Genomic DNA, 23,318 nt, shown 5'->3' on the forward strand with positions numbered 1-23,318 from the left:
CAAACTGAATCGTCAAAAGATACCCACGGTACTACTCAAGCTTGGCCAACTTCTGAAAACTGACCGGCAGGATCGGGTTTCTCGCTTTCGCGAGACCGACAGTTTCTGAGGTTGTTTGTGTCTTGCTGCCAGCGAAGTCTGCCAGCGAGTGCCCGCACATCCGTCCCTGACAAGGTCCCATGCCGATCCGTAATGCGCGCTTGATCGCGTTCGGATCCGTGCCATGGGAGGCGATACTCTGTTCAACCTGATGAGCCCTTATCATCTCGCACCGGCACAAGACCGTGTCCGGTTCCGCATGTGTTGCCGTACAAACTGGTGGATAGTTGCGATCAATAAACCGTCTGAATGACCTCTGCTTCGCCAACACGCTCAGATCAGCATCCGAGCCATCGGCACCACAGACCTCCCTGGCAGCCAATCGACCTGACACTACGGCCGCATCAGCGCCAAGAATGCCCGCCCCATCTCCTGCCAGGCGGATGACGTTATTCGGCTTAGCATGCCAGGTCTTCTGCTGCTCCGAGTAGTGGGTCAAAAGGTTCGCGGCCCGTATGGGGTTAAGGTTGGGGACAATGCCATCGTGAAGTAGCAAATTTGACGCGTCGATTCGAATTTCCTTGCCTGACGTAAACCTGATACCCGTTGCGCGCTCGTCGCCATCGATGGCAATCGCCGTCGTCCTGCGCCAAACGGGCGTGCGCCTGAGAGCACGCTTGGCGAGCAACATGATGCCTTTGAAAGCCGTCTTCGGGGCAGCACATGCATGGTAGGCCAGCGGTGTTGAAGCCAAGAGTGCCGAGGCACCGTCAGGTTCCACAACAGCTTTCACGGGCCTCCCTACCGCAGAGAGTTGCTCGGTCAGAAGAAGAGGAAGCGGCCCAGACCCGACAATAACGATGTCGCCGGCAGGAAGGTCTCCGCCGGACTTCAAGAGGATCTGCGCGGCACCTACACCCATCACACCAGGGAGCGTCCAGCCGGGTAGCGGCATTGGTCGCTCCTGTGCGCCTGCTGCCAGAATGACAGATTTCGCCTGTCCAGCGTGCGAGCCCGCTGGGCCGTCGTAGGCATACCCGCCATCCGGATCGAGCCGCCAAAGCCTGGTGCTTGGGTGATAGATGACCTTCCCAGCTGACACCGCCTCGAAAAAGGCATCGATCAGTTTCGCGCAAAAGCTTCAACGCATCTTCATCCGAATACCGCTTCCGCGCCATCCATCATCCCTCCTGTGACACCAAAATAGTGGCACAGTTCTACGGGGCTAAGACAGATCGCGTCTTGGAACTGTATTCCGAAGTGAAGGCGTTCCGAACAAAGCTGCAGGACGTCAATTCACAAAGAAACGAAATCGCTCGCAGGCGCAAGGATGGTAGCGCTGTTGTTGAAGATGACGCTTCGCTTGGTAAGAGACTAAAGAAGGAAGCTCAGGAAATTGGCGACAAGTTAGCTGAACTTGAAAGCAAGTTCAATTTGGCGGCAGCGGACCTACCAAATTACTTCTCGCCAGATACCCCACTCGGAAAAGACGACGATGACAACATAGAAATCCGTCGATTTAGAGAGCCTACAGAGTTTGAATTTCCAGCTCTGGATCATCTGGAGATATGTGAGAAACTTGATTTGGTTGACTTTGAAGCTGGTGCCCGGTCAACGGGTTCAAAGTTCTATTTTCTTAAAGGTCAGGGCGTGTTGTTAGCTCGGGCTCTTGAGAATTTTGCCTTAGATTTCTTGGTTTCAAAAGGATACTTACCACTTCAAACTCCAGATTTAGCGAGGGAGTCGATCCAAAAAGGGTCGGGGTTCAATCCTAGAGGGGACGAGGAAAATATTTACTCTGTTGCAGGTACAGACTTAAGCCTTATAGGCACTTCTGAGATTACCATCGGTGGTTATTTGTCGGGCAAAATCTTCGACAGCGAAGAACTGCCGTTGAGATTAGCTGGTTTCAGCCACTGTTACCGGCGCGAAGCGGGGGCGGCAGGTAGGACCAGTAAAGGGCTTTATCGCGTTCATCAGTTCTCCAAAGTAGAGATGTACCAAGTCACAACCCCGGAGCAGAGCGACAGGGTGATCGAGGAAATCCGATCGCATGAAGAAGAGTTATACGAATCCTTAGGGTTGCCCTTTCGTGTTGTATCAGTTTGTGCCGGTGACTTAGGTGCTCCAGCATATAAAAAATATGACATTGAGGCGTGGATGCCGGGATTGGGCGATGGTGGGCAGTATGGCGAGGTAACGTCTGTTTCGAATTGCACTGATTTCCAGTCGCGGCGACTGAATATTCGCTTTCGCGACCAAAATAGCAAGAAACCAGAGTACGCTTACACGCTGAATGGCACTGCTATTGCTGTAACAAGAGTGATGCTGGCTATTCTAGAAAACTATCAACGCAGTGACGGTAGCGTCGAGATTCCGGCTGTTTTGAGGAGTTATTTCGGCAAGGACTCTTTGAGCGCCTAGTTTAGGGGCATTGCTAAGCGACACCGCCTTCAGATTTTGTGCATGCGAGCGGGCTCTGCGCAGGGCAAGCGAATACTAGCTCTCTTTTCTGATTTGCGAGCCATCTAACTATGATTTGACTGGCGTTGAGACTGTCGATCTCATGCTGCTGCCTCCTGATGAGACAATCACTTGGTCTGTCTTGATCACGCTTCTTGGCCCTGAAGCAAGTGAACTCTCTCTTTTTTGAGCCTAAATTGAGCCTAAGACGCTGCTTTGCGCCGCAAAAAAATGATATAAGTTATTGAAATTAAATGGAGGCGAGTACCGGAATCGAACCGGTGTACACGGATTTGCAATCCTCCATACCTGACTGAAAAAGTTGCGTTGTTCTGTAAACGGTGCCTGTTTCAGGCCGTTTTGGATCAATGCGTTGCGGCGGGGGTGTAAACCGAAATGGCACCCCAAAAATCCATCTTTCGAACCTTTTCAATGAAGCGCCCATCGCGGTTGTCTGTTTCTTTCAAGAACAGGCGGCCGAGATCGGTCAGGTTTGCAGAACGTGATCGCAAAGAGGTTGAACGCGCCGCAGAATATCTGTCGCTTCTAACGCTCGATGAGATCGACATCCTCGCGGCTGTTGTTTGTCTTGAGTGCGCCGATAACCGTGTGACGCGGTCATGGCGCGGTCGCGTGTTGTCGGCTTGCGCGGCGCTCCGTCGGATTGAGCCGTCTTTGCTCCCGGCGGCAACAGAGCTCGCGAGGTCCCGGCGTCGCAAGATCGACGCGGTATTCGCGGACGGTGAAGACCGCTGGCTTGTTTCGCCCTTCACTGCCGTGTCTCGCGGATCGGGGGCAGAATGAATGCCTTCATTCGCCCCGGATCGCCGGAAGCCGCGCCGATCGACCCTCGATCGCTTTTCGCGCGGGCGTCGGGTCTTGCTGGTGATCCGATCCCACCTCGGGAATGGCTCGTGCCTGGACTCGTGCCGGGTGGGACCGTGACCATGCTTGGCGGCGACGGCGGCACGGGGAAAAGCACACTTGCGCTCGGCCTGGCTGTCGCGACCGTCGCGGGTGTGCCGTGGGTCGGGCGGTCGGTTGAGGATTGCGGGCCTGCCGCGTTTCTCTCGGCCGAAGACGATAAGGATGAATTGCACCGGCGGCTTGATGCGATCTGTAAAGCCAAAGGCGTCGAGATCGAGGCACTGCACGATCTCAGCTATCGTTCGCTTGCTGGGGAAGATGCGCTCTTGGCGGTCCTGAACCGCGCTACCAATACGCTTGCGCCGACACCGCTCTACACCGCGCTTGATCAGTGGATGGCGATCGAGCGGCCGTCTCTGGTCGTCTTGGACACGCTCGCGGACCTCACGGCGGGGGAGGAAAACAACCGCGCCCATGCCCGGCAGTTTATCGGGATGCTCCGGCATTTGGCGATCACGCACGACGCGGCGGTCCTACTGCTGGCGCACCCGTCGCTGACCGGGATTTCGAGCGGGTCGGGTTTGTCTGGCTCGACCGCGTGGAATGCTTCGGTGCGATCGAGGCTCTATCTCGAACGGATTTCCGAAGATGGATACGAACCGGACCCGGACGCACGTCGTCTGTCTACCAAAAAGGCGAATTACGCCCGCACCGGCGACGAAATCCTGCTGACATGGAAAGACGGCGCGTTCGTCGCTGACCGGCCCGTGATGGGCCTCGATCGTCTCGCGGCAGGGGCACAGGCAGAAAGGGTCTTTCTCAAGCTGCTGGGCATGTTTGAGGCGCAGGGGCGGTATGTCTCGGCGTCGCCAAGCAACACCTACGCCCCGAAGGTTTTCAGTGAGCATCCCGACGCCGAGGGCACAACCAAGCGTGCGTTCAAGACGGCCATGGAGTCGCTGTTCTCAAATGGCAAGATCGTCAACGACAAGCATGGATCGGGCGCAAAGGCCCGGTCTCATATCGCGACTGTGAGCGGGGGAGTGCAATGATCTTCTCCGGCAATACCATGGTGCAACGCGTGGGCAACGCTGGTTCAACGGCAGGTACAACGCAGGGTGCAACCTTGGGGCAACGCCCGGGCAACGGGGGGGTGCAACTCTCCCCTTATACCCCTGACGTTGCACCCCGCCTTTCGGGCGGTGGCACGTCCAGTAGTTTGGTACATCAAGCGTGCCTGTCTTTGGGTCCTTCCTCGCGTCTTTCCCACACGGGTAATTCGCGCCCCGCTTCGCAGACAACTTCGATTTATCCCCGGACTTCGGGTTTGGGTTGCAGTTGTTGTCGTCTGCGGTGGTCGTCGCAGGTGCGCGGGCTAGCCGCCGCCATGAATGACACTGACCACACGTTCTCCGCTGCAAGCCTGCGACTCCAGCGGTCCCCCCAATCAAAAGGATTAACCGAATGAAGGATTTTCATTCTCGTCCTGCCCAGATCGGGCAGGCGATCAAACAAAACCGGACCCATGTGATTGCGGCCTCGCTCGCGCTTCTGGTTCGGGAAATGAAGTACGCAAACACGCTGGACGCAATTGCGTTCAAGGTTCTTCGCGAAGCGCCCGACAAGATCGACGCGGCGTTGTCGCGGGGACCTAAGGCGTTGGTGTTCTACCGGATCGAGCAAGACAAAGCGCGGGGCATCGTCTCCGATCAGGAAGACCGGCTGGAACGCTTCGCCAGATCGGCCCACGCCGACGGCGCAACCGTTCTGTGCTTCAACCCATCCTTGATTGCCGCACTGGCATCAATGGTCGAGCCGAAAATCGATTTCCTGATCGAGGCCACATCGGAGGGCGTTCGCTATGACGCCTGATGACACCGTCGAGAACGGCGCGGAACTGACACGCGCAGTGGTGGTCGATCTTTCGGCAGAGATTAAGGACGACCGGCTGGTGAAGCTGTCGTTTTCATCGGAGGAACCCGTGCTTCGGGCCTTCGAATTTGGGGCGGGCTGGGAAGTTCTCGGCCACGCCCCGGGTGAAGTGGACATGACCCGCTTGGCGGCGGGAAGTGCCCCACTTCTCAAGGATCACAGACGCGACCTCGATGCGATGGTCGGCACTGTGGAACGCGCTTGGATCGAAGGCGGCAAGGGGCAGGCGTTGGTCCGCTTTGCTCAAACCGCCGCCGGGTCCGAAATGCTGGCCCGCGTCCGGGCCGGTGAAGTTCAGTCGGTTTCTGTTGGCTACAAGGTGCTTGAACACACCCGCGTTGACGAACTGGACGGAATGCCTCTCGTTCGGGTCCGCTGGATGCCTTACGAAATCTCGCTTGTTGCCGTTCCCGCGGACGCCCTGGTCGGCGTTGGCAGGTCGATGTCGCCTGCGATCTCAACCCAAAATCAACGAAAGGAAAGAGACATGACGTCTCCCATCACTGCTGAAAACTCGGGCGACCAAGCCCACGCTGTAATCGCCCAAGAGCGCAGCCGCGCCGCGGAGATTACCGCAATCGGCCAGCGCTTCGAATTGGCTCCTGAGACTGTCTCGGTCGCTATCGCCGATGGCACCTCGATCGACAAATTCCGCTCGCAGGTCATGGACCACTTGGACAATTCCAGCGCCGAACCCACGCGTAGCGGCTCGACAATGGGCGTTCTGCGTCGCTCTCAAGATCGCCCGTACTCATTGACGCGCGCAATCGCCGCGGAACTGACAGGTAACTGGAAGGAAGCGGGCTTCGAGCGTGAATGCGCCGAAGAATTGGCGCGTTCGGCTGGGCGATCCCCGACTGGTATCTATGTTCCGGCCGTGGCGCTTGCTGGGCGCGATCTGCTGACAACCGGCAACGCCGGGGCCTTGATCGGCACTGAACATATGGCCAGCCAGTTCATTGACGCGCTTCGTCCCGAAGTGCAGGTGATGCAACTAGGTGCGCGCGTTCTGCCCGGTCTTCGCGAGAACGTGTCTGTCCCGCGGATGCCCGCGGGCACCTCTGCGGAGTGGATTGCGGAAGACGCGGTCGCAACCGAAAGCACCCCGAACTTTGACAGCGTGAGCCTGACGCTCAAGCAGTTGAGCGCCCGGACCCGCATGAGCCGTCGTCAGATCAAGCAATCGCTCCCGGCCCTCGACGCCGTGCTGCAAAACGATCTGCGTCGCGAAATCGCGATTGCGGTCGATCGCGCGGCAATCGCCGGGGTCGGATCCGCACTGGAGCCGGAAGGCATTCTCAACACCACCGGGATCGGCACACTGCCCGCCGATGGCGCAGACGGCCGGACGATCAACTGGGCGCACGTCACGGACTTGATGGCACAGGTCGAGGACGCAGGCGCGCCGATGCAGAGCCTCGCGTTCCTGTCGAACCCGAAAGTCAAAGCCCAGCTTCTGGCCACTCCGAAGTTTCCCGGCGGTGACACCGCGATCCTGACAATCTCTGGTTCGACGCTGTCGATCGCAGGGCACACAGCCGCCTTCACGTCGCTTGTGCCGTCGAATTTCACGCTGGGCGCAGGTGCTGACTTGTCGGCGTTGATCTTCGGCGCTTGGTCCGAACTTCTGATTGGCCAATGGGGCGGGATCGATGTGATCGTGGACGACAAGACTGAAAGCGACCGCGGCAACGTGCGGATCACGGCGCATAGCGAGTGGGACATTGTTCTGAGAAATGCCCAGTCCTTCGCCGCTGTCACCGACATCCAGACCTAACCATTATGGCGCGGCCCTTCGGGGCCGCGCCTTCACTGCCGGTCCTTACTGGAAACGAACGGAGACCGATGTCGGTAGGACAACTCCTACGAGTTTGACAGCCCGCTATACAGCGTGTATCCGTTTGGACGCAATATTTGCGGAAAATTTACAAATTTCCGCGTTTAATACGGCGAACGAGGCCGTTCAAATGAGAGAAGCAAGATGCTGCTGAGTTTTAGCGCAACAAATTACAAGTCGATAAGCGATACTCAAACACTGTCGCTTGTTGGTTCTAAACTCAAGGGTCCTAGAGATCCGCTCGAATTGTCGGTTCCAGGAGGAGGCAATGGGGTTTTGCCTTGCGCGATTATCTACGGAGCAAATGCCGCGGGAAAATCAAACCTTGTCAATGCCATTAGCATCATGAGACGTCTGGTGCTTGACTCGCATAGAGATGCGGCGCGGGAAGCCTCGCTGCCTGCTCGGCCGTTTTTGTTGGATGACGATTTCGAGGGCGAACCAACTGCTTTTGAAGTATCTTTCATGGTCAACAGCGTTCGATATGACTATGGCTTTTCTTTTGACGAACGTCAGTTTTTCGAAGAATCGTTGTACTCTTATCCTGAGGGACGGCGGAGGAAGCTCTTTGAGCGCAAAGATGGGTCCATCAGCTTCGGATCTGGGATGAAAGGTGAAAAACGCACACTGCAAAGATTTTTGCGGGAAAATGCGCTTTTCCTCTCAGTAGCAACGCAGAACAAGCATGAGGAGTTGAGTGCCATCTTCTCTTTCTTTGAGGACATGTATTTTTCAAATCGTATTTCGGTAGGTGGCCACGTGATTGATGTGGCTTTCCGGGAGAACGAAATAGATGAGCGCACTATAAGTTTTCTCGAAGCTATTGGAACTGGCGTCGTTGGGTATCAGCAAACAGAAGTAAGCAGACCAGAAGAGTTTAAGGCGATGCTTACAGATATTAAAGCGTTGATGGAAAAACACACAGACTCACCAGCCCCTTCTAACTGGGATGAAGAAGCGGAAAAGGACTTCAAAATTGAACTTGGTCACATGACGAAAAGCGGCGAAAAGAGGTTTTTTGAGGGTAGTTTAGAAAGCGCAGGAACCAGACGTCTTCTTATCATAATGAACAGAATTTTCGAAACTCTGGACAAGGGACAGGTCGCTATAATCGACGAGTTGGACGCCAGCCTCCATAGTGTTGCAGTAAAGGCTATGTTGGCTCTGTTTTTTGACCCAAACGTCAATAAGCACAATGCACAGATAATCGCCACTACTCACGACACAAACTTGCTTGACCCTGAGTTTTTGCGCCGTGACGAAATTTGGTTTGTTGAGAAGGAAGTAAGTGGGGAATCAGAGTATTTTTCATTAGCTGAGATAGTTGCTCGAAAAGGAGAGATTTTTGAAAAATCGTATCTCGCTGGAAGGTATGGCGCTCTCCCTGTTATGCCCGATTTTAGTGATCTTCAAATGAAATCCAATTGAGTAAATGATGCGAGCATCTAAGCGACTAAAAAGAAAAGTTGGCACAAGACCAGTTAGGCGCAAGATCTATGTTTTTGCCGAGGGTCAAAACACTGAGCCACAGTACATCCGAGCATATCAAAGGTTTGCTTGCTCTTCGATTGTCGAAGTAATCTGCGATACTCAAAATGGCGTCCCCAAAACGCTACTATCCTTGGCTGAAGAAAAAAAATTCGAGATTTCACGCCGTCGTTATCAAAGAGAAAATGGAAATCGCGATGAGGTTTGGATCGTTTTTGATCGCGATGAGCACCCCGACGTTGATGAGACGCTGGCCCGTGCGGAATCTTTGGGCATTCAGACCGGATATTCGAACCCTTGTTTTGAGGTTTGGTTAATTCTTCACTTCGCTGACTACGACCGCGACGAACATCGACATTTGACGCAAAAAGAGTGTGAAAATCTATGTGCTGGATACACAAGAGCATCTCGAAAAGTGCCCGACTTCAAAGAGCTTCTTGTTCACGTACAAGCAGCTGAGCAGAGAGCTGAAACTTTGAAGAACCGGCGCGATGCCGACGGTGGCCATGCCCCCCTGACAACGGTTCACAACCTGACCAAAGCGATGCGAGTAAAATAGAGGAGCGTCTATCATACTGTGGCGCTTGGCTCCAAATTTGTTTCTCATCAAAATAGCTAGATGGTTCAATCGCGTCATTGCGGATGTACATAGCGCGGCACGTCAAGAGAGCGTACGCGCAAGATTAACGCGAGCGCACGGTTAGCACGGAAACAGCCGAATTACGCAACACCTTCAAATGTATGCTACAGCTTGAGTCATAACATATACATCAGTATATGACTTTAGGGGCCGCTATGAGTTTCAATATGTATACCTTCCCCATCAATCTGGCACTCAAAGCGATGGGTCCAAATGCTAGCCGCTACAAGCAGCATCGCGCCAAAGGCCAGATTTTGGCTCTATCGGACGCCGACAAAAGGGAACATGCCAAGCCCCAAGGATGGGGCCGCGGCGCGCAAGTACATCTGTCGGTTCATGCAGTCTTACAGGGTGCTATTGCACTTAGAGCGATCGACTGTGGCATCGAGGTTGAACGTGCTTACAATATTGGTTCAAAGGTTGTCTGGTCAGCGCTGACGGGACTTCAAAATACTGACAGTGAATGGGGCCAACGTCTACCGGGTCCAGCCTTTAGAAAAGGGCAGACTTGGATTGCGATTTCGCAACACGCATCGTCACCCTTTGACGTTCCCGATTTCATCGTTGTGTCAGATGCGGACCCAATGTTCGACAGTCAAACGTTGTCGCCATTTCAAATAATGGAAGCCTTGCTTCCTGACGTTTTCGACGGTTCACCATTTATTATGATGAGCCTCAACGGAATTTGGGATGAAATCGCGAAAGTCCTGGACTTGTCGCCCAACGCGATCCGAGAGGGGTTGAATTGATGGCAAGTCGTCGCTCTGCAATTCGTAAGGCCGATCTTGCCCCCGCGTTCGAGGCCGCCAAGATGGCCGGATATGAACGTGTCACAGTCGCGGTGGAGGCGGCTGACGGCAGTCGATTTCTGATAACCGCGGGTTCGGGCGGCGATCTAGCCGACGTAGATGTAACACCCCTCGAAAAGTGGAAGGCGAGCCGTGCCGCAAGCTGATTTACCAAAGGGCGTTCATCGTGTCAGGCGCAAGCTGGCAAGCGGCAGGAGCCGCTTTCACTTTTATGCTTGGAGGGGCGGCCCAAAATTTTGGGAAGACGATAACCGCAAACCGCGAGATCCGGGCTTTTATCAGGCTTATGCCGAAGCTGCGGCCCGGCCGAAGCCCGCTGACTACATGACTCCGCAGATGGTGGATGACTTCCTTTCGAGTACCGCAATGCCCAAAGGTGAGCGGTCTCAGGCTGATATTCGGAAGTGGGGCCTAAGATTTGCAGAGCATTTCAAGGATGCGCCCGCTGTGATATTCGAGGAACGCGGGGCACGAGGCGAGTTGAACGCATGGCGGGCGCTCTGGAAGCACTCGCCGAAGCAGCACGACATGGCCGGTACTCACGCCGTCAGAATCCTTAATTGGGCGGTGGATGAGGGCAAGCTAGCCGAACACCATTGCCACAAACTGCACCGCCTCTATGAAGTTGACCGCTCGGAAATCGTCTGGACCCCCGCTGATCGCGAGGCTTTCAATGCAATCGCGCCGGAATGGGCGCGCCGGATTCTCTGCGCTGCTTGTGAGACAGGCCTGCGGCCTGCCGATCTAATCAAACTGACATCGGCGCATATCGAAGACACGCCGGGCGGCCGTCGTCTGCGGGTCAGGACGAACAAGCGCAAGCGACTCGCCCACATTCCGATTACGCCCGCTTTAGCTGAGATTATCGACGCGACGCCCTCGGACCGCCTTCTCATACTCACCAACGCTAACGGCAACCGGCTGACGCCGCACCGGGCGTCAGAGGGTGTTCGCCAGTGGCGCGACAAAGCCAACCTATCAGACGAACTCCGCCTCTATGACGCGCGCGGAACGGCTGCAACGCGGCTGCTCAACGCCGGGCTTTCCCTTGCCGAGATCGCCAATCACATGGGCTGGTCAATTCGCTATGCGGCGAACGTGATCGAGCACTATGCGAGGGTTTCGCCGGACGAAACTGACGCGGTTCTAGTGAAACTGGCGCGCGCCAAAGGGGGTGTAGCATGAACAAAACTGTAAACGCCCCTGTAAACGACGCAGCCCGCGCATTCGCAGTATTCTGCCAAGTGCTTGAAAACAGATGGAGGCGAGTACCGGAATCGAACCGGTGTACACGGATTTGCAATCCGCTGCGTCACCACTCCGCCAACTCGCCTTGCATGGTGTGCGCGCAGTGCTATCCGATTAGCTATGGTGCTGCAAGTGCCACAATGCGGCAAAATACGGCGTATGAGCGTTGCCGCAGGCGGATGGATGTGGCACATCTGACAAATACACAACTGAACGGACGAGTTTAGCCACATGACCGATTTCGCCGCCCGCCGCACGATGATGGTAGATACGCAGGTTAGGCCGTCAGACGTGACCAAGTTTCCCATCATCGACGCGATGCTGACCATCGCACGCGAAAACTTTGTGCCGGCGGCGCAGCGGGAAGCGGCCTATATGGGCGAAAACCTCGAACTGGGGTCGGGCCGTGTAATTCTTGAACCAAGGACGCTCGCCAAGATGCTGGATGCATTGGATGTTTCCAATGACGAACTGGTGCTCGATGTGGGCGCGGCCATGGGATATTCCTCTGCCGTGATCGCGCATATGGCTGAGGCCGTCGTTGCCCTCGAGGAGGATGAGGCCATGGCATCCGAAGCGCAGGAAGCTTTGGCGGATGCAGGCATCGATAATGTGATTTTACATGTGGGACCGCTTGCCGAAGGGGCGGCACAGCACGGGCCCTATGACGTGATGCTGGTGCAGGGCGGGGTTGCCGAACTGCCCTTGGCGTTGCAGGATCAGCTCAAGGAGGGCGGTCGCGTCGCCTGCCTCTTCATGCAGGGCGCGCTCGGTGAGGTCCGCATTGGACACAAGCAGGGTGGCACGATTTCCTGGCGCATGTCCTTCAACGCAGGCGCACCGGTATTGGCAGGTTTCGCCAAGGAAAAAGCATTCGAATTCTAGAATAATCAGAGGCCCGGGCAGGGCAATGGCAGGAAGAGGCGTATCAAAATGGCCCAAGCGAAGAAATCGAAACGGTTGACATCCCTCTGTCGAGGGATCGCCTGGTCAGCGGGCCTTTTGGTCGTTCTGGCGGGACAGCAGATGAAGGCGGAAACATTGGCGGATGCGCTGGTGGGGGCGTATAAAACCAGCGGGCTTCTGGAGCAGAACCGGGCCCTTCTGCGCGCGGCTGACGAGGATGTTGCCGCCGCTGTTGCCGCCTTGAGGCCCATTCTGAGCTATAGCGCCGATCTGACCCGCGATTTCGGCGATCGCCGGTCTTTGACGACAACAGGCAGCTCCACCTTGAGTGAACTGGAATCCACCACCGGGACCATCGGGCTGGCGGCATCCCTTTTGCTTTATGACGGCGGTGCCACATCGCTGGGTGTGGATGCGGCCAAGGAAACCGTTCTTGGCACGCGTCAGCAGCTCATAAGCCTGGAGCAAAGCGTTCTGTTGCGCGCGGTCTCGGCCTACCTGAATGTGGTCGCCGCCCGTGAATTCGTCTCGCTGCGCCAGAACAACCTGAGGCTGCTAACACAGGAACTGCGCGCCGCACAGGACCGGTTCGAAGTGGGTGAGGTGACCCGCACCGACGTGGCGCAAGCCGAAGCGAGCCTGGCCGAAGCGCGCAGCGGTCTGGCAACCGCGCAGGGCGATCTTTTGCAGGCGGTCGAAGAGTATCGCAACGTGGTGGGCAACACCCCTGGCCAACTGTCGCCTCCGCCGTCGCTTCCAAGGCTTGAAAGCAATGTGGAAAACGCGCGGGCCCGGGCCATCCAAAGCCATCCGGATTTGCGCGCGGCCCAGCATTTTGTGGCTGTGGCAGAGCTCAATATCCTGCGGGCGAAGGCCGCTCTCAATCCGACTGTGTCAGCTGTGGGATCGCTCGGTGTTTCCGAGGACTTCGGAAACAGTGACTACACGCGGTCCGGCAGCGTTGGCATCGAGCTGAGCGGTCCGATTTACCGCGGTGGTGCCCTCTCTTCCGGTATTCGCTCCGCTATGGCGTCGCGTGATAGTCAGCGCGGCAACCTCATTGAGGTGCGCAAGCAGGTGTCTCAGGATGTGGGGAACGCCTATGCGTCCCTGGCGGCACAGCGCGCCAGCCTGCAGGCCAGCGAAGAGCGTATTCGTGCCGCACGCATTGCCTTTGAAGGTGTGCGGGAAGAGGCCACGCTGGGCGCGCGGACCACGCTGGATGTGCTGGATGCGGAACAGGAACTGCTGGATGCGGAAACCTCCCGTATCTCCGCGCAGGCCAACCTTTATGTTGCGGCTTACGCGGTCCTGCAGGCCACCGGACGGCTGACGGCCAGAGACTTGTCGCTCGGCGTGCAGCAATACGACCCCAGCGCCTACTATGATCTGGTGAAGGATGCGCCGGTGCCGTCTTCTGCGCAGGGCCAGCGTCTCAATCGCGTTTTGCGGGCGTTGCAGAAAGACTGAGAACCAACGCCCCATTGTGCGGCATGCGCCTGAGGGGTAGGGTTGTGGTGACCAAGCGTGGTGCAATATGTCAAAGTCGGTGTCCAATTCTGATGTAGAGGACGTATTGTCTTCAATCCGTCGCCTCGTGGGCGACAATAAGGTGCAGGGCGCGTCTTCTGCAGCGTCCGAAAGATCGGGGCGTTTGATGCTGTCGCCGCAGCTTCGGGTCTCAGAAAGTGGCGTGCTCCGGCTGGAACCGACTGACGCCGTGCAACTGCCTGACGACCCTGGGAGCCCGTCAGATGACGAGGTGGTGGGTGATGGCGCCTCGAGTCCGGAGGGCCAGCGGGTCGCCCCATCTTTTCCCGAAGAAGCAGTTTCTGGGGACAAAGCAAGCGGGCCGGACACAGCTGGTCACCCCGAGACGCCGCAGCGCGCTGTTGACGCGCTCACGGCAAAAATCGCAGAGCTTGAGACCGCCATTGCGAAGACGTCCGATCAATGGGAACCGGACGGGATCAGCAAAGACGACTATGCAGGCACGGAATCCGCCGGCATGGCCTGGCCGGAGACTGCCGATCTGGATGCGACCGGTGCGCCGGTGCGTGATGAGCATGAGACTGATGCTGCCGATGCAGCGCCCGCCGAGATCCAGGATGAAAAGGGTCCGGGGGATGATCAGGTTCTGGACGAAGAGGCCCTGCGGGAGCTGGTCGCAGATATCGTGCGCTCCGAGTTGCAGGGGCCCTTGGGAGAGCGGATCACCCGCAACGTGCGCAAGCTGGTTCGCCGCGAAATCCACCGGGCGTTGGCGGCGCGCGACCTCGACTGATCTGGTCCGTTGATACGTCTGGCTAGGCGCGGAGGACCGGCGGCTGCGCCAACGCAAGCAGCGCGTCCAGATCGAGGTGGGTTTCCAGATGGTCCGCCAGATCATCCAGCGTCGCCTCGACTTGGATGTCATAGGTCGTCTGTGAAGTCTGTCCGAACTGCGCAAGCCAGGCGGCGCGAAACGCGTCCGAGCTGAAAATCCCATGCAGGTAACAGCCTTGGATCTGGCCGTTCTTGGCAGTTGCCCCCGTCGGTGTTCCGCCAATGTCGAGCCAAGGATATGCGCAATCCGGCCCCTGCGTATCCCCCATGTGTATCTCGTAACCGCTGAGCGCAGTGCCGCTCTCCAGATGGGTTCCATGGCTCAGCGCCAGCGTCTTGCGCGGGTGCAGCACGGTCTCCACGTCCAGATGCCCAAGACCGGCAGCGGCCCCCGGCGGCCCTTCGATCCCTTCGGGGTCCGCAATCGAATTGCCCAGTATCTGGTAGCCGCCACACAGGCCCAGCACGTGCCCGCCGCGACGGACGTGGGCGGCAATGTCGATATCCCAGCCTTCGGCGCGCAGGGCGGCGAGATCTGACAGCGTCGATTTGCTGCCGCCGAGAAGGATGACATCGGCTTCAACCGGCAGGGGCGCACCCTGCGACGCGATGATGACGTTGACATTCGGCTCGGCGGCCAGCGGGTCCAGATCGTCAAAGTTGGAGATGCGCGGCAGCTGGGGCACCACGACAGTGAGGCCGGTACCGCCTGATCTGGCCCGTGCGGGCAGATCGGCGACATCTTCGGCTGGCAAACGGCCCGCGCCGTCGAACCAGGGGACAACGCCCAGACAAGGCCACCCGGTGCGGGCGCAAGTATCGTCACGACCTTCATCAAAAAGGCGAGCGTCGCCCCGGAATTTGTTGATTGTAAAGGCTTTAATGAGATCACGATCCGCGTCGTCAAGGACGGCCTGCGTGCCCACGATCTGCGCGATGACGCCGCCGCGATCAATATCCCCCATCAGCACCACGGGCACGTCAGCCGCGCGGGCAAACCCCATATTGGCGATGTCGCGGGCGCGCAGATTGGTTTCCGCCGGACTGCCAGCGCCTTCGACAAGAATCAGGTCGCAGCCCTCCGCCAGCCGGTGGAAGCTCTCCAGCACAAAGGGCATCAGCCGATCCTTGGCCGCCCCGAAGTCTCGCGCGTCCTGTTGGCCATAGACCTGACCCTGCACGATGATCTGCGCGCCGGTGCTCGATTGCGGTTTCAGCAGCACTGGGTTCATATCCGTGTGCGGCGCGATCCCGGCTGCCTTTGCCTGCAACGCCTGCGCCCGCCCGATTTCACCGCCATCGACGGTCACGGCGGCGTTGTTCGACATGTTCTGCGGCTTGAACGGGCGCACGGCAAGGCCCCGGCGTGTATAGGCGCGCGCGAGCCCGGCGACGATCATCGATTTGCCGACATTGCTGCCGGTGCCCTGGATCATGATGGCGCGCGCCATGGCGTTCCTCTTTGATGTTTGGCGCAACCTGACGCATGATCGCGCAAAGGAAAAGGACCATTCATGAACACGCCCGCACATTTGCTGATCGGGGCCGCTGTGATGGGCCGCAAGAGCACCCGCCCCGTTGTCTGGGCCGCAATTGCAGGTGCTTTGCTGCCGGATCTGTCGCTGTACCTATTGGCAGGCAGTGCGCTCTACATCTTTGGTATTGCCCCGCAGGTCGTGTTTGACGAGCTCTACTTCTCCAGCAACTGGCAGATGATTTTTGCGATCGACAACTCGTTTCTGATCTGGGGCGGGCTGTTTGCCCTGGCGCTCTGGCGCGGCGCGCCCTGGGCGATTGCCCTGACGGGGGCGGGACTGCTCCATCTATGCTTTGATTTTCCGCTGCATCATGATGACGGGCGGGCGCATTTCTGGCCCCTGACGGGCTGGGTATTCGAAAGCCCGCTCAGCTATTGGGATCGCGATCACGGGGCGATGTGGCTGGCACCCGTTGAGGCCGTTGCAGCAAGTCTGGCCGCGATCACGCTCTGGCAGCGCCGGTTCGGATGGGGATTGCTGGTGCTGATCACGCTGTTACTGCTCGCCGAGATCTGGATCGTGCGGCAGTGGCTGTTCTTCTTTACAGACAGCTGAAAACACAAAAGCGCGCCCGACCGGGGCGCGCTTTTGTTCATAAGATCGAATTGTGATCAGGCAGCTTCGGCCTGTTGTGCAGCATTGCGACGTTCGGATTCTTCACGCGACAGCGCAACAGACGTCCGGACACCTTTGCCCACGAATTCCATCAGTCCGGACACAACCCGCTCATTGGGGTCGATACCGGCGCAGCTCAGCACTTCACGGCCGTCGCGCGACCGCGCCCAGCGTGCGATTTGCTCTGGACCATTGCCATACTTCTTGTCGTCCGCGATGGCGTCGTCCAATGCAGCCAGTACCACAGCTGCAAAAAGTTTACGTGCACGATTGCCTTGCTCGTTATTGAAGGCTGTGCCGTCAACGAAATCCTTCATTCGTCGTCCTTTCCATTATTCTTGCTCTTGTCTTTCGGCATGACGCTCCTTATGGCGGAGTTCAGACGATTCGGATACCCCGTAATTGCATGACTTCCATGCATCGTGCGCATAGCTCTCTGCAGATGCAGCACGAGATATCGTTGTCTTGTCACCACCCAACCTGCCAGATATAGGGTGCGTCAACAATTCATCAACCTTTTGCCACGGTTCGGTCATATGCCTAAAATCAACGGAAACGAGATCCGCCCCGGGAATGTTCTGGAGCATAATGGTGGCCTTTGGGCTGCGGTCAAAGTGGACCATGTGAAGCCCGGGAAGGGCGGTGCGTTTGCACAGGTAGAACTGCGCAATCTCCGAAATGGTTCCAAATTGAATGAACGCTTTCGCAGTGCCGACAAGGTTGAGCGCGTCCGGTTGGAGCAGAAGGACCAGCAGTTCCTTTACGAAGACGCGGGCATGCTGGTCGTCATGGATACCGAAACCTACGAACAGGTGCAGCTGCCCGCCGAGCTGCTGGGCGAGCGGCGTCCGTTTCTGCAGGACGGCATGACCATCGTCGTCGAATTCTATGAGGAAGAGGCGCTGAACGCGACTTTGCCGCAGAAGGTGACCTGCAAGATTGTCGAGACCGAGCCGGTGGTCAAAGGTCAGACGGCGGCAAATTCCTTTAAGCCCGCGGTGCTGGACAACGGGGTCAAGGTCATGGTGCCGCCCTTTGTCGGGCAGGATGAAGACATCGTGGTCAACACCGAAACGATGGAATATGCAGAGCGCGCCTAAGGCGCGACGGAATATGCGAAACGCGCCTGAGGCGCGATGGAATAGGTCAAACGCGCCCGGGATGCACGGATAGGCGCGGCACCCGCGCAGCCTCAGGCGTCGTTGCGCGTGATGGTCGCTTCGCCCGCTGACATCTCACCTTTGGCACGATCAAACCTCAGGTAGGCGATACCCGCATCCTCCGTGCGGCTGAGCAAGGTGCCCGCCGGCTTCCCGTTTGCCGTAATTTCCGTGCCCGTCTCTGCCGCGCCGGAGATACGTACCTGTGCCAGACCCTTGCGCAGCTCGGTCTTGTGTTTCATACGCGCGGTGACTTCCTGCCCGACGTAACATCCCTTGCGGAAATCCACGCCGGAGAGACGCTCAAACCCCACTTCGAGAATGAAGGTGTCCGGTGTCAGTTCGACCCCGGTTTCCGGGATCAGATGCGCCACCCGCAGCGCCGTCCAATCCACATCATCGTCCGTTTGGGGCGCATCCCGATAGGCGCGCCAACCCAAAGCGGTGTGACGCGGATCGGCAAACCCATCCTCGGGCGGCTCTCCAAGGCCACGGTGCAGATGCAGCGGGGCTTGCGTGATCGTCACATCGGCGCGCAGTTTATACATCGTCAAACGCTGTGTCAGCGCGTCGCCAAGGCTGTCGGCCACATCCAGCAGAATGCCGCCAGGTCCCTCGGCCAGGAAGAAATCGGCGATGTATTTCCCCTGCGGGGTGAGCAGGGCGGCATAGACCAGCCCGTCACGCAGCCGCTCGATATCGTTGGTAATCAATCCCTGCAGGAACTCCCGTGCGTCAGCGCCGGAAATCTGAAGAATGCGACGTTTGGTCATGGGGGGGTCCTCTTTTCGCCTTCAATGACATATAGACGTGTCGCCGAAAAGAAGAAGAGGCATAACCTATGCGTGCACCGATTTCGGTGATCATCCCCACACTGAACGCGGAGGCCCATCTCGGCGACTGTCTGGCAGCACTCATGCCGGGGCTGGAGGCGGGTATCATCCGCGAGTTGATCGTCAGCGACGGTGGCTCTGACGATGCCACCGTTGCGGTGGCCAAAGCCTGGGGTGCGGAGGTTGTGACCGGCGCGGCGTCGCGCGGTGGACAGTTGGCGCGGGGATGTGCGCGGGCGCAGGGTGCATGGCTTCTTGTGCTGCATGCAGATACGCAACTGCGCCCCGGATGGGTTGGCCCGGCGATCCTGCATCTGGACACGCGCAAGGCGGGCTGGTTCCGGCTGGCCTTTGCCAATGGGGGTGTGGCTGGCCGCGTGGTGGCGGGCTGGGCCAACCTGCGCAGCCATCTCGGGCTGCCGTACGGCGATCAGGGGTTATTGCTGCCGCGGGCAATGTACGCCGATGCGGGCGGTTATCCGGACCAGCCGCTGATGGAAGATGTCGCACTGGCCCGCGCGCTCAAAGGCAAGCTGGTGCCGATTGATGCGGTGGCAGAGACCAGCGCCGCCCGATATCGCGCGCAAGGGTGGCTGCGGCGGGGCGCGCGCAACCTCTGGACCCTGCTGCGCTATTTCAGCGGCGTTTCCCCACAGCGGTTGGCCGAAAGCTACCGCCGCTGAGACCGATCCAATCGCATTGAATTTGTCAATTTCGACGCCGGGCGCTTCGCTGATTGACCGGGCGAAATAGACGGCTAAGGTTGCGTCACGTAAAAAGGACAGCCTTTATGCCCCAATCACCCGGACACCCCGCCGGACGCGGTTATCTTGCCATTCCCGGCCCCTCCGTGATGCCGGAGGCGGTGTTGAATGCGATGCACCGGCCCGCCCCGAATATCTATGCCGGGGAACTGCCCGATATGATGCCTGATCTGGTGGCGGATCTGAAACGGGTGGCGCGGACCAAGGGAGAGGTCGCGCTCTACATCGCGAACGGACATGGGGTCTGGGAGGCGGCATTGGCCAATGTCCTTGCGCCCGGCGACAGGGTGCTGGTGCCCGCAACCGGCCATTTTGGCACCGGTTGGGGCGGCATGGCCGCTGCCTTGGGCGCAGAGGTTGCGGTGCTGGATTTCGGCAAATCCGCCCCGATGGATGCGGCCCGGGTTGCCGAGGCGCTGTCTTCCGACAAGGAGCACCAGATCAAGGCCGTGCTGGCCGTGCATGTGGACACCTCCACGTCCGTCCGCAACGATATTGCCGCCTTGCGCAGCGCAATGGATGCGACTGGCCATCCCGCGCTGCTGATGGCGGATTGCATTGCCTCGCTGGGCTGTGACCGGTTCGAGATGGACGCCTGGGGCGTCGACGTCATGGTCACCGGAAGCCAGAAGGGGCTGATGGTGCCGCCGGGCATGGGGTTTGTCTTCTTCAACGAAAAGGCCGCGCAGGTGCGCGCTGCGCTGCCACGGGTGAGCAGCTATTGGGATTGGACCACACGCGCCCATCCGGAAGATTTCTACCAATATTGGAACGGAACGGCCCCCACGCAGCATATCTACGGGTTGCGCGCCGCGCTCGACATGATCCACGCCGAAGGGATGGAGGCGGTCTGGGCGCGGCACGACCTCCTGGCCCGCGCCATCTGGGCCGCCTGCGAGACCTGGGTGTCAGAAGGGCCCCTGCGTCTGAACATCGCCAATGCAGCGCACCGCAGCCGGGCGGTCACCGCGCTGCACCTGGACGCGCCGCTGGCGACGCGCCTGCGGGACTGGACGGAACAGCGGCTTGGCCTGACGCTGGGGATCGGGCTGGGCATGGTGGACCGCGATGATCCGGCCTGGCACGGGCATTTCCGGCTGGGACATATGGGCCATGTGAATGGTCATATGATCATGGGGCTGCTGGGCGGGATGGAAGCCGGCATGAAAGCCCTGGAGATCCCGCATGGTGCCGGGGCACTTTCAGCCGCCGCAGCCGTGATCGCAGAACACTAGCGCCGGGGCGGGAGCGACCATCGCGCGTCTTCCATGCGACGTCGGTGGTCGAGCCAGTCAAGCCAGCGGTTCACGGCGAGCCCAAGGAAAACCGCTGCGACCAATCCCCAGATCGCGAAGAGAAACAGCAAGACCCAACTCAGGTTGACCCCGAACATCACGATGCAGGCGCTGGTGTAATTGGGTGCGCGACCCAGTCTGTGTTTGTCCATGGCGCGTCTCGTCTGGTGACTGATGCGCAAATTATAGAGATTGGGCGGTTTTCGTCATCTCATTTCTGCGGCCCGCAGGGCAACGGGCAGAACCTCCGCAAAGATGTCGAGGTTCGCAGGGGTGCCGCAGCTGACCCGGATACAGCGGTTTTGCGGCGCAACCGATGGCATGCGGATAAACACCCCCCGTGCAACCATCTCATGCAGCACATTCGCCGCATATGTCGACCCGCCGCCACAGTCGATGGACACGAAATTGGCGGCGGAGTTCAGCGGTTTGAGCCCGTTCTTGCGGGCGATCTCCTTGATGCGATGGCGCGACGCGACGATGCGGGCCTGCACCGACCGCAACCAGGTCTGGTCTTCCAGGGCCGCCACCGCGCCAGCCTGTGCCGCGCGGTTCATGCCAAAGTGATTGCGCACCTTCTCAAAGGCGGCAATCAGATCTGACGCCCCCATGGCATAGCCCACACGTGCGCCTGCAAGCCCGTAAGCCTTGGAAAAGGTGCGCATCCGGATGACCCGCGGATCATCCATAGGCAGGGGCAGGGCGGTGCCGCCCGGTGCGCATTCCAGATAGGCCTCATCGAGCACCAGCAGGGTGCCCGCGGGCAGCTTGTCCATGGCTGCGACCAGATCGGCCCCGTCATGCGCCGTGCCCATCGGATTGTCGGGATTTGCAAGATAGACCAGCTTGGCATCCACCTCGGCCGCCTTTGCAAACAAGGCGTCAGGGTCTTCGTGATCGTTTTTGTAGGGCACCTTGTGCAGAACACCGCCGTAGCCCGCAACGTGGTAGTTGAAGGTCGGGTAGGCGCCGTCCGAGGTCACAACCGCATCGCCCGGTGCCACCATCATCCGCACCAGATACCCCAGCAGCCCATCGATCCCTTCACCCACGACAATCATATCGGGCCGGATGCCGTGATGGTCGGCCAGCGCCTCGCGCAGCTCATAGCTTTCGGGGTCGCCGTACATCCACTGTGGCGTTTCGGCCATGGCGCGGGTGGCCATGGGCGAGGGGCCAAAGACGTTCTCATTGGCGCCGAGGCGTGCATCAAAAAGGCAGGCGCGCGCGCGTTCCTGGGCCTCGGGGCCAACAAAGGGCACGGTGTCGGGCAGGGATTGGGCAAGCGGGGTCAGGCGGTAGTTGGTCATGGCGTCTCTTAAAACGGCTTGGCCGCCATGGGCAAGAGCGAGATTTCCCCAACGTTTGTCTGGTCAATATGCCGCCGCTGCGCTCTGTTAGGCGGAGTAAAAGGAGAATCCGATGTCGCGCGTCCTCGTCACCCTCACCGATCACATCGCCCATGTGCAGCTGAACCGCGCTGACAAGCGCAATGCCGTCGACCCCGAGATGTTCGAAGCGCTGATCGACGCGGGCCAGCAGGTGGCCGCCTCCGACGCACGTGTTGCGGTCTTGTCCGGGGCGGGCGAAGGGTTCTGTGCGGGCATCGACATCGGGTCGCTGGGCGGCATGATTGGCAAGGATATCGAGGCGATGATCCTGCCGCGCACCCATGGGGAGGGCACCACCAACCAGTGGCAGGAGGTGGCGATGATCTGGCACCGGTTGGAGATCCCGGTGATCGCGGCGCTGCACGGGACGGTCTTTGGGGCGGGCATGCAGATCGCCCTGGGCGCGGATATCCGCATTGCCGCGCCGGATACCCAACTGGCGGTCATGGAAATGAAATGGGGTATTATTCCTGACATGGGCGGGATGGTTCTGCTACCCCGGCTTGTGCGCTCCGATGTCATGCGCCGGTTGATCTATACCGCCACGCCCATTCCGGCAGATCAGGCGGAGCGCTGGGGGCTTGTCACCGAGATTGCCGAGGATCCGCTGGCAGCGGCCTTCGATCTGGCGCGGGAGCTTGCGGGCAAAAGCCCCAAGGCCATACGGGCGGCCAAAGCGCTGATCGCTTGCGCGGAACGCGAGACGGCGGAGGAGGTTCTGCTGGCCGAAGCACGCACGCAGGCCAGCCTCTTGGGACAGCCCGAACAGATGGAGGTCATCGCGGCGCACTTCGCCAAACGCGCGCCGGTGTTCAAGTAACCCCGTCTCTCAGGACAGGAACCTGCGCCGCGCCTCGCGGGCGATTTCATAGCGCATTTCCAGATCGGCCAGCCGGGCCATCGCCGCCTTGCGCGTGTCTGCGTCCGGGGCGTCGGCATAGGCTTTGCGCGCAGCGTCCAGCTGGGTTTTCAACGTGAATTCCTCGGGCACCACACCGGCTTCGGCCATGATCCGCATGGCCGTCGAAACCGCAGCCTGCTCACCGGTTTCGACGGGACGGTCGGGCAGGGGTGCACCTTCACCTTTCAATCCGGTCAGACCGCCCGAGGCCCGCGCCTTGGCGATCTGCCGTTCGATCAGGGAACGAAAGCTGCGCATGGGGCGATT

At 59.0% G+C, this 23,318-nt stretch carries 23 protein-coding genes and 1 tRNA gene; 16 read left to right on the plus strand and 8 right to left on the minus strand.

All coding sequences use genetic code 11. The features are described from left to right. Positions 1-31: 31 nt before the first annotated feature. Positions 32-994 (minus strand): FAD/NAD(P)-dependent oxidoreductase, encoded by a 963-nt coding sequence (locus ISX84_RS02425; RefSeq protein ID WP_195818724.1) that lies wholly within the window; start codon positions 992-994, stop codon positions 32-34. A gap of 251 nt (positions 995-1,245) precedes the next feature. Here ISX84_RS02425 and serS point away from each other — a divergent pair, with 251 nt between their 5' ends. From serS to ISX84_RS02465, 8 genes are all read left to right on the plus strand, one after another. Then, on the plus strand, positions 1,246-2,463 hold the full coding sequence (gene serS, locus ISX84_RS02430) for a serine--tRNA ligase (RefSeq protein ID WP_195818725.1): 1,218 nt from the start codon (positions 1,246-1,248) through the stop codon (positions 2,461-2,463). A gap of 839 nt (positions 2,464-3,302) precedes the next feature. Next, positions 3,303-4,421, plus strand: coding sequence for an AAA family ATPase (locus ISX84_RS02435; RefSeq protein ID WP_195818726.1), 1,119 nt, complete (start codon positions 3,303-3,305; stop codon positions 4,419-4,421). A 412-nt stretch (positions 4,422-4,833) separates the two neighbouring features. After that, the gene (locus ISX84_RS02440) at positions 4,834-5,241 is read left to right on the plus strand and encodes a hypothetical protein (RefSeq protein ID WP_195818727.1); all 408 of its coding nucleotides are present in this window, start codon (positions 4,834-4,836) and stop codon (positions 5,239-5,241) included. Next, positions 5,231-7,078, plus strand: coding sequence for a phage major capsid protein (locus ISX84_RS02445; protein ID WP_195818728.1), 1,848 nt, complete (start codon positions 5,231-5,233; stop codon positions 7,076-7,078). Before ISX84_RS02440 ends, ISX84_RS02445 begins: the two co-directional genes overlap by 11 nt. 204 nt (positions 7,079-7,282) lie before the next feature. Continuing rightward, a complete protein-coding gene (locus ISX84_RS02450) occupies positions 7,283-8,566 on the plus strand; it encodes an AAA family ATPase (protein WP_195818729.1) in 1,284 nt (427 codons plus the stop codon). Between the two features lie 7 nt (positions 8,567-8,573). Then, positions 8,574-9,185: an RloB family protein gene (locus tag ISX84_RS02455; RefSeq protein WP_195818730.1), complete on the plus strand. Its 612-nt coding sequence runs from the start codon at positions 8,574-8,576 to the stop codon at positions 9,183-9,185. Between the two features lie 236 nt (positions 9,186-9,421). Then, complete coding sequence (locus ISX84_RS02460; protein WP_195818731.1) at positions 9,422-10,015, plus strand: hypothetical protein; 594 nt, start codon at positions 9,422-9,424, stop codon at positions 10,013-10,015. 192 nt (positions 10,016-10,207) lie between these two features. Continuing rightward, positions 10,208-11,260, plus strand: coding sequence for a tyrosine-type recombinase/integrase (locus ISX84_RS02465; RefSeq protein WP_326838690.1), 1,053 nt, complete (start codon positions 10,208-10,210; stop codon positions 11,258-11,260). Between the two features lie 74 nt (positions 11,261-11,334). Here the strand turns inward: ISX84_RS02465 and ISX84_RS02470 are convergent. After that, positions 11,335-11,408, minus strand: a tRNA-Cys gene (locus ISX84_RS02470). Positions 11,409-11,554: 146 nt separating this feature from the next. Here ISX84_RS02470 and ISX84_RS02475 point away from each other — a divergent pair. The 3 genes from ISX84_RS02475 to ISX84_RS02485 all read left to right on the plus strand — a co-directional run bounded on the left by ISX84_RS02475 (position 11,555) and on the right by ISX84_RS02485 (position 14,513). Beyond that, complete coding sequence (locus ISX84_RS02475; RefSeq protein WP_195818732.1) at positions 11,555-12,208, plus strand: protein-L-isoaspartate O-methyltransferase family protein; 654 nt, start codon at positions 11,555-11,557, stop codon at positions 12,206-12,208. A gap of 48 nt (positions 12,209-12,256) precedes the next feature. Further along, entirely contained in the window at positions 12,257-13,699 is a 1,443-nt protein-coding gene (locus ISX84_RS02480; RefSeq protein ID WP_195818733.1) for a TolC family outer membrane protein, read from the plus strand. Positions 13,700-13,805: 106 nt separating this feature from the next. Further along, positions 13,806-14,513, plus strand: coding sequence for a hypothetical protein (locus tag ISX84_RS02485; RefSeq protein WP_229884043.1), 708 nt, complete (start codon positions 13,806-13,808; stop codon positions 14,511-14,513). A gap of 22 nt (positions 14,514-14,535) precedes the next feature. Here the strand turns inward: ISX84_RS02485 and ISX84_RS02490 are convergent, their stop codons facing one another. Next, positions 14,536-16,005: a cobyric acid synthase gene (locus tag ISX84_RS02490; protein ID WP_195818735.1), complete on the minus strand. Its 1,470-nt coding sequence runs from the start codon at positions 16,003-16,005 to the stop codon at positions 14,536-14,538. A gap of 63 nt (positions 16,006-16,068) precedes the next feature. On the opposite strand from ISX84_RS02490, the gene ISX84_RS02495 reads away from it, so the two are divergent. Continuing rightward, positions 16,069-16,647, plus strand: coding sequence for a cobalamin biosynthesis protein CobQ (locus ISX84_RS02495; RefSeq protein ID WP_195818736.1), 579 nt, complete (start codon positions 16,069-16,071; stop codon positions 16,645-16,647). Positions 16,648-16,703: 56 nt separating this feature from the next. Here ISX84_RS02495 and ISX84_RS02500 read toward each other — a convergent pair whose 3' ends face one another. Further along, a complete protein-coding gene (locus ISX84_RS02500; protein ID WP_089420757.1) occupies positions 16,704-17,024 on the minus strand; it encodes a DUF6280 family protein in 321 nt (106 codons plus the stop codon). Between the two features lie 219 nt (positions 17,025-17,243). On the opposite strand from ISX84_RS02500, the gene efp reads away from it, so the two are divergent. Next, on the plus strand, positions 17,244-17,807 hold the full coding sequence (gene efp / locus ISX84_RS02505; protein WP_195818737.1) for an elongation factor P: 564 nt from the start codon (positions 17,244-17,246) through the stop codon (positions 17,805-17,807). 92 nt (positions 17,808-17,899) lie between these two features. Here efp and ygfZ read toward each other — a convergent pair whose 3' ends face one another. Then, positions 17,900-18,640, minus strand: coding sequence for a CAF17-like 4Fe-4S cluster assembly/insertion protein YgfZ (gene ygfZ, locus ISX84_RS02510; RefSeq protein ID WP_195818738.1), 741 nt, complete (start codon positions 18,638-18,640; stop codon positions 17,900-17,902). A gap of 68 nt (positions 18,641-18,708) precedes the next feature. Here ygfZ and ISX84_RS02515 point away from each other — a divergent pair, with 68 nt between their 5' ends. Both ISX84_RS02515 and ISX84_RS02520 read left to right on the plus strand, forming a co-directional pair. After that, complete coding sequence (locus ISX84_RS02515; RefSeq protein ID WP_195818739.1) at positions 18,709-19,383, plus strand: TIGR04283 family arsenosugar biosynthesis glycosyltransferase; 675 nt, start codon at positions 18,709-18,711, stop codon at positions 19,381-19,383. 107 nt (positions 19,384-19,490) lie between these two features. Beyond that, positions 19,491-20,699, plus strand: a complete 1,209-nt coding sequence (locus tag ISX84_RS02520; protein WP_195818740.1) for a pyridoxal-phosphate-dependent aminotransferase family protein — start codon at positions 19,491-19,493, stop codon at positions 20,697-20,699. On the opposite strand, the gene ISX84_RS02525 is transcribed toward ISX84_RS02520, so the two are convergent. Both ISX84_RS02525 and ISX84_RS02530 read right to left on the minus strand, forming a co-directional pair. After that, positions 20,696-20,911, minus strand: a complete 216-nt coding sequence (locus ISX84_RS02525) for a hypothetical protein (protein ID WP_195818741.1) — start codon at positions 20,909-20,911, stop codon at positions 20,696-20,698. The genes ISX84_RS02520 and ISX84_RS02525 overlap by 4 nt on opposite strands. Positions 20,912-20,965: 54 nt before the next feature. After that, positions 20,966-22,069 carry a pyridoxal phosphate-dependent aminotransferase gene (locus tag ISX84_RS02530; protein ID WP_195818742.1) on the minus strand — a complete coding sequence of 368 codons (1,104 nt, stop codon included), beginning with the start codon at positions 22,067-22,069 and terminating at the stop codon, positions 20,966-20,968. Positions 22,070-22,181: 112 nt separating this feature from the next. Here ISX84_RS02530 and ISX84_RS02535 point away from each other — a divergent pair, with 112 nt between their 5' ends. After that, on the plus strand, positions 22,182-22,970 hold the full coding sequence (locus tag ISX84_RS02535) for a crotonase/enoyl-CoA hydratase family protein (RefSeq protein ID WP_195818743.1): 789 nt from the start codon (positions 22,182-22,184) through the stop codon (positions 22,968-22,970). A 9-nt stretch (positions 22,971-22,979) separates the two neighbouring features. Here ISX84_RS02535 and ISX84_RS02540 read toward each other — a convergent pair whose 3' ends face one another. Then, positions 22,980-23,309 (minus strand): DnaJ family domain-containing protein, encoded by a 330-nt coding sequence (locus tag ISX84_RS02540; protein ID WP_195818744.1) that lies wholly within the window; start codon positions 23,307-23,309, stop codon positions 22,980-22,982. Positions 23,310-23,318 lie beyond the last annotated feature (9 nt).

Origin of the sequence: Roseobacter sp. MH60115 (assembly GCF_015644665.1) — a bacterium.
GTDB lineage: Bacteria > Pseudomonadota > Alphaproteobacteria > Rhodobacterales > Rhodobacteraceae > Roseobacter.

Bases quoted from the DNA above. Each gene is read 5' to 3' on its own strand.
- ISX84_RS02495 (WP_195818736.1), top strand. From the start codon at position 16,069: ATGAACACGCCCGCACATTTGCTGATCGGGGCCGCTGTGATGGGCCGC.
- ISX84_RS02535 (WP_195818743.1), top strand. From the start codon at position 22,182: ATGTCGCGCGTCCTCGTCACCCTCACCGATCACATCGCCCATGTGCAG.
- ISX84_RS02445 (WP_195818728.1), top strand. From the start codon at position 5,231: ATGACGCCTGATGACACCGTCGAGAACGGCGCGGAACTGACACGCGCA.
- ISX84_RS02435 (WP_195818726.1), top strand. From the start codon at position 3,303: ATGAATGCCTTCATTCGCCCCGGATCGCCGGAAGCCGCGCCGATCGAC.
- ISX84_RS02500 (WP_089420757.1), bottom strand. From the start codon at position 17,024: ATGAAGGATTTCGTTGACGGCACAGCCTTCAATAACGAGCAAGGCAAT.
- ISX84_RS02450 (WP_195818729.1), top strand. From the start codon at position 7,283: ATGCTGCTGAGTTTTAGCGCAACAAATTACAAGTCGATAAGCGATACT.
- ISX84_RS02455 (WP_195818730.1), top strand. From the start codon at position 8,574: ATGCGAGCATCTAAGCGACTAAAAAGAAAAGTTGGCACAAGACCAGTT.
- ISX84_RS02440 (WP_195818727.1), top strand. From the start codon at position 4,834: ATGAAGGATTTTCATTCTCGTCCTGCCCAGATCGGGCAGGCGATCAAA.
- ISX84_RS02490 (WP_195818735.1), bottom strand. From the start codon at position 16,005: ATGGCGCGCGCCATCATGATCCAGGGCACCGGCAGCAATGTCGGCAAA.
- ISX84_RS02525 (WP_195818741.1), bottom strand. From the start codon at position 20,911: ATGGACAAACACAGACTGGGTCGCGCACCCAATTACACCAGCGCCTGC.
- ISX84_RS02425 (WP_195818724.1), bottom strand. From the start codon at position 994: ATGCCGCTACCCGGCTGGACGCTCCCTGGTGTGATGGGTGTAGGTGCC.
- ISX84_RS02480 (WP_195818733.1), top strand. From the start codon at position 12,257: ATGGCCCAAGCGAAGAAATCGAAACGGTTGACATCCCTCTGTCGAGGG.
- ISX84_RS02540 (WP_195818744.1), bottom strand. From the start codon at position 23,309: ATGCGCAGCTTTCGTTCCCTGATCGAACGGCAGATCGCCAAGGCGCGG.
- ygfZ (WP_195818738.1), bottom strand. From the start codon at position 18,640: ATGACCAAACGTCGCATTCTTCAGATTTCCGGCGCTGACGCACGGGAG.
- efp (WP_195818737.1), top strand. From the start codon at position 17,244: ATGCCTAAAATCAACGGAAACGAGATCCGCCCCGGGAATGTTCTGGAG.
- ISX84_RS02515 (WP_195818739.1), top strand. From the start codon at position 18,709: ATGCGTGCACCGATTTCGGTGATCATCCCCACACTGAACGCGGAGGCC.
- ISX84_RS02460 (WP_195818731.1), top strand. From the start codon at position 9,422: ATGAGTTTCAATATGTATACCTTCCCCATCAATCTGGCACTCAAAGCG.
- ISX84_RS02475 (WP_195818732.1), top strand. From the start codon at position 11,555: ATGACCGATTTCGCCGCCCGCCGCACGATGATGGTAGATACGCAGGTT.
- ISX84_RS02530 (WP_195818742.1), bottom strand. From the start codon at position 22,069: ATGACCAACTACCGCCTGACCCCGCTTGCCCAATCCCTGCCCGACACC.
- ISX84_RS02520 (WP_195818740.1), top strand. From the start codon at position 19,491: ATGCCCCAATCACCCGGACACCCCGCCGGACGCGGTTATCTTGCCATT.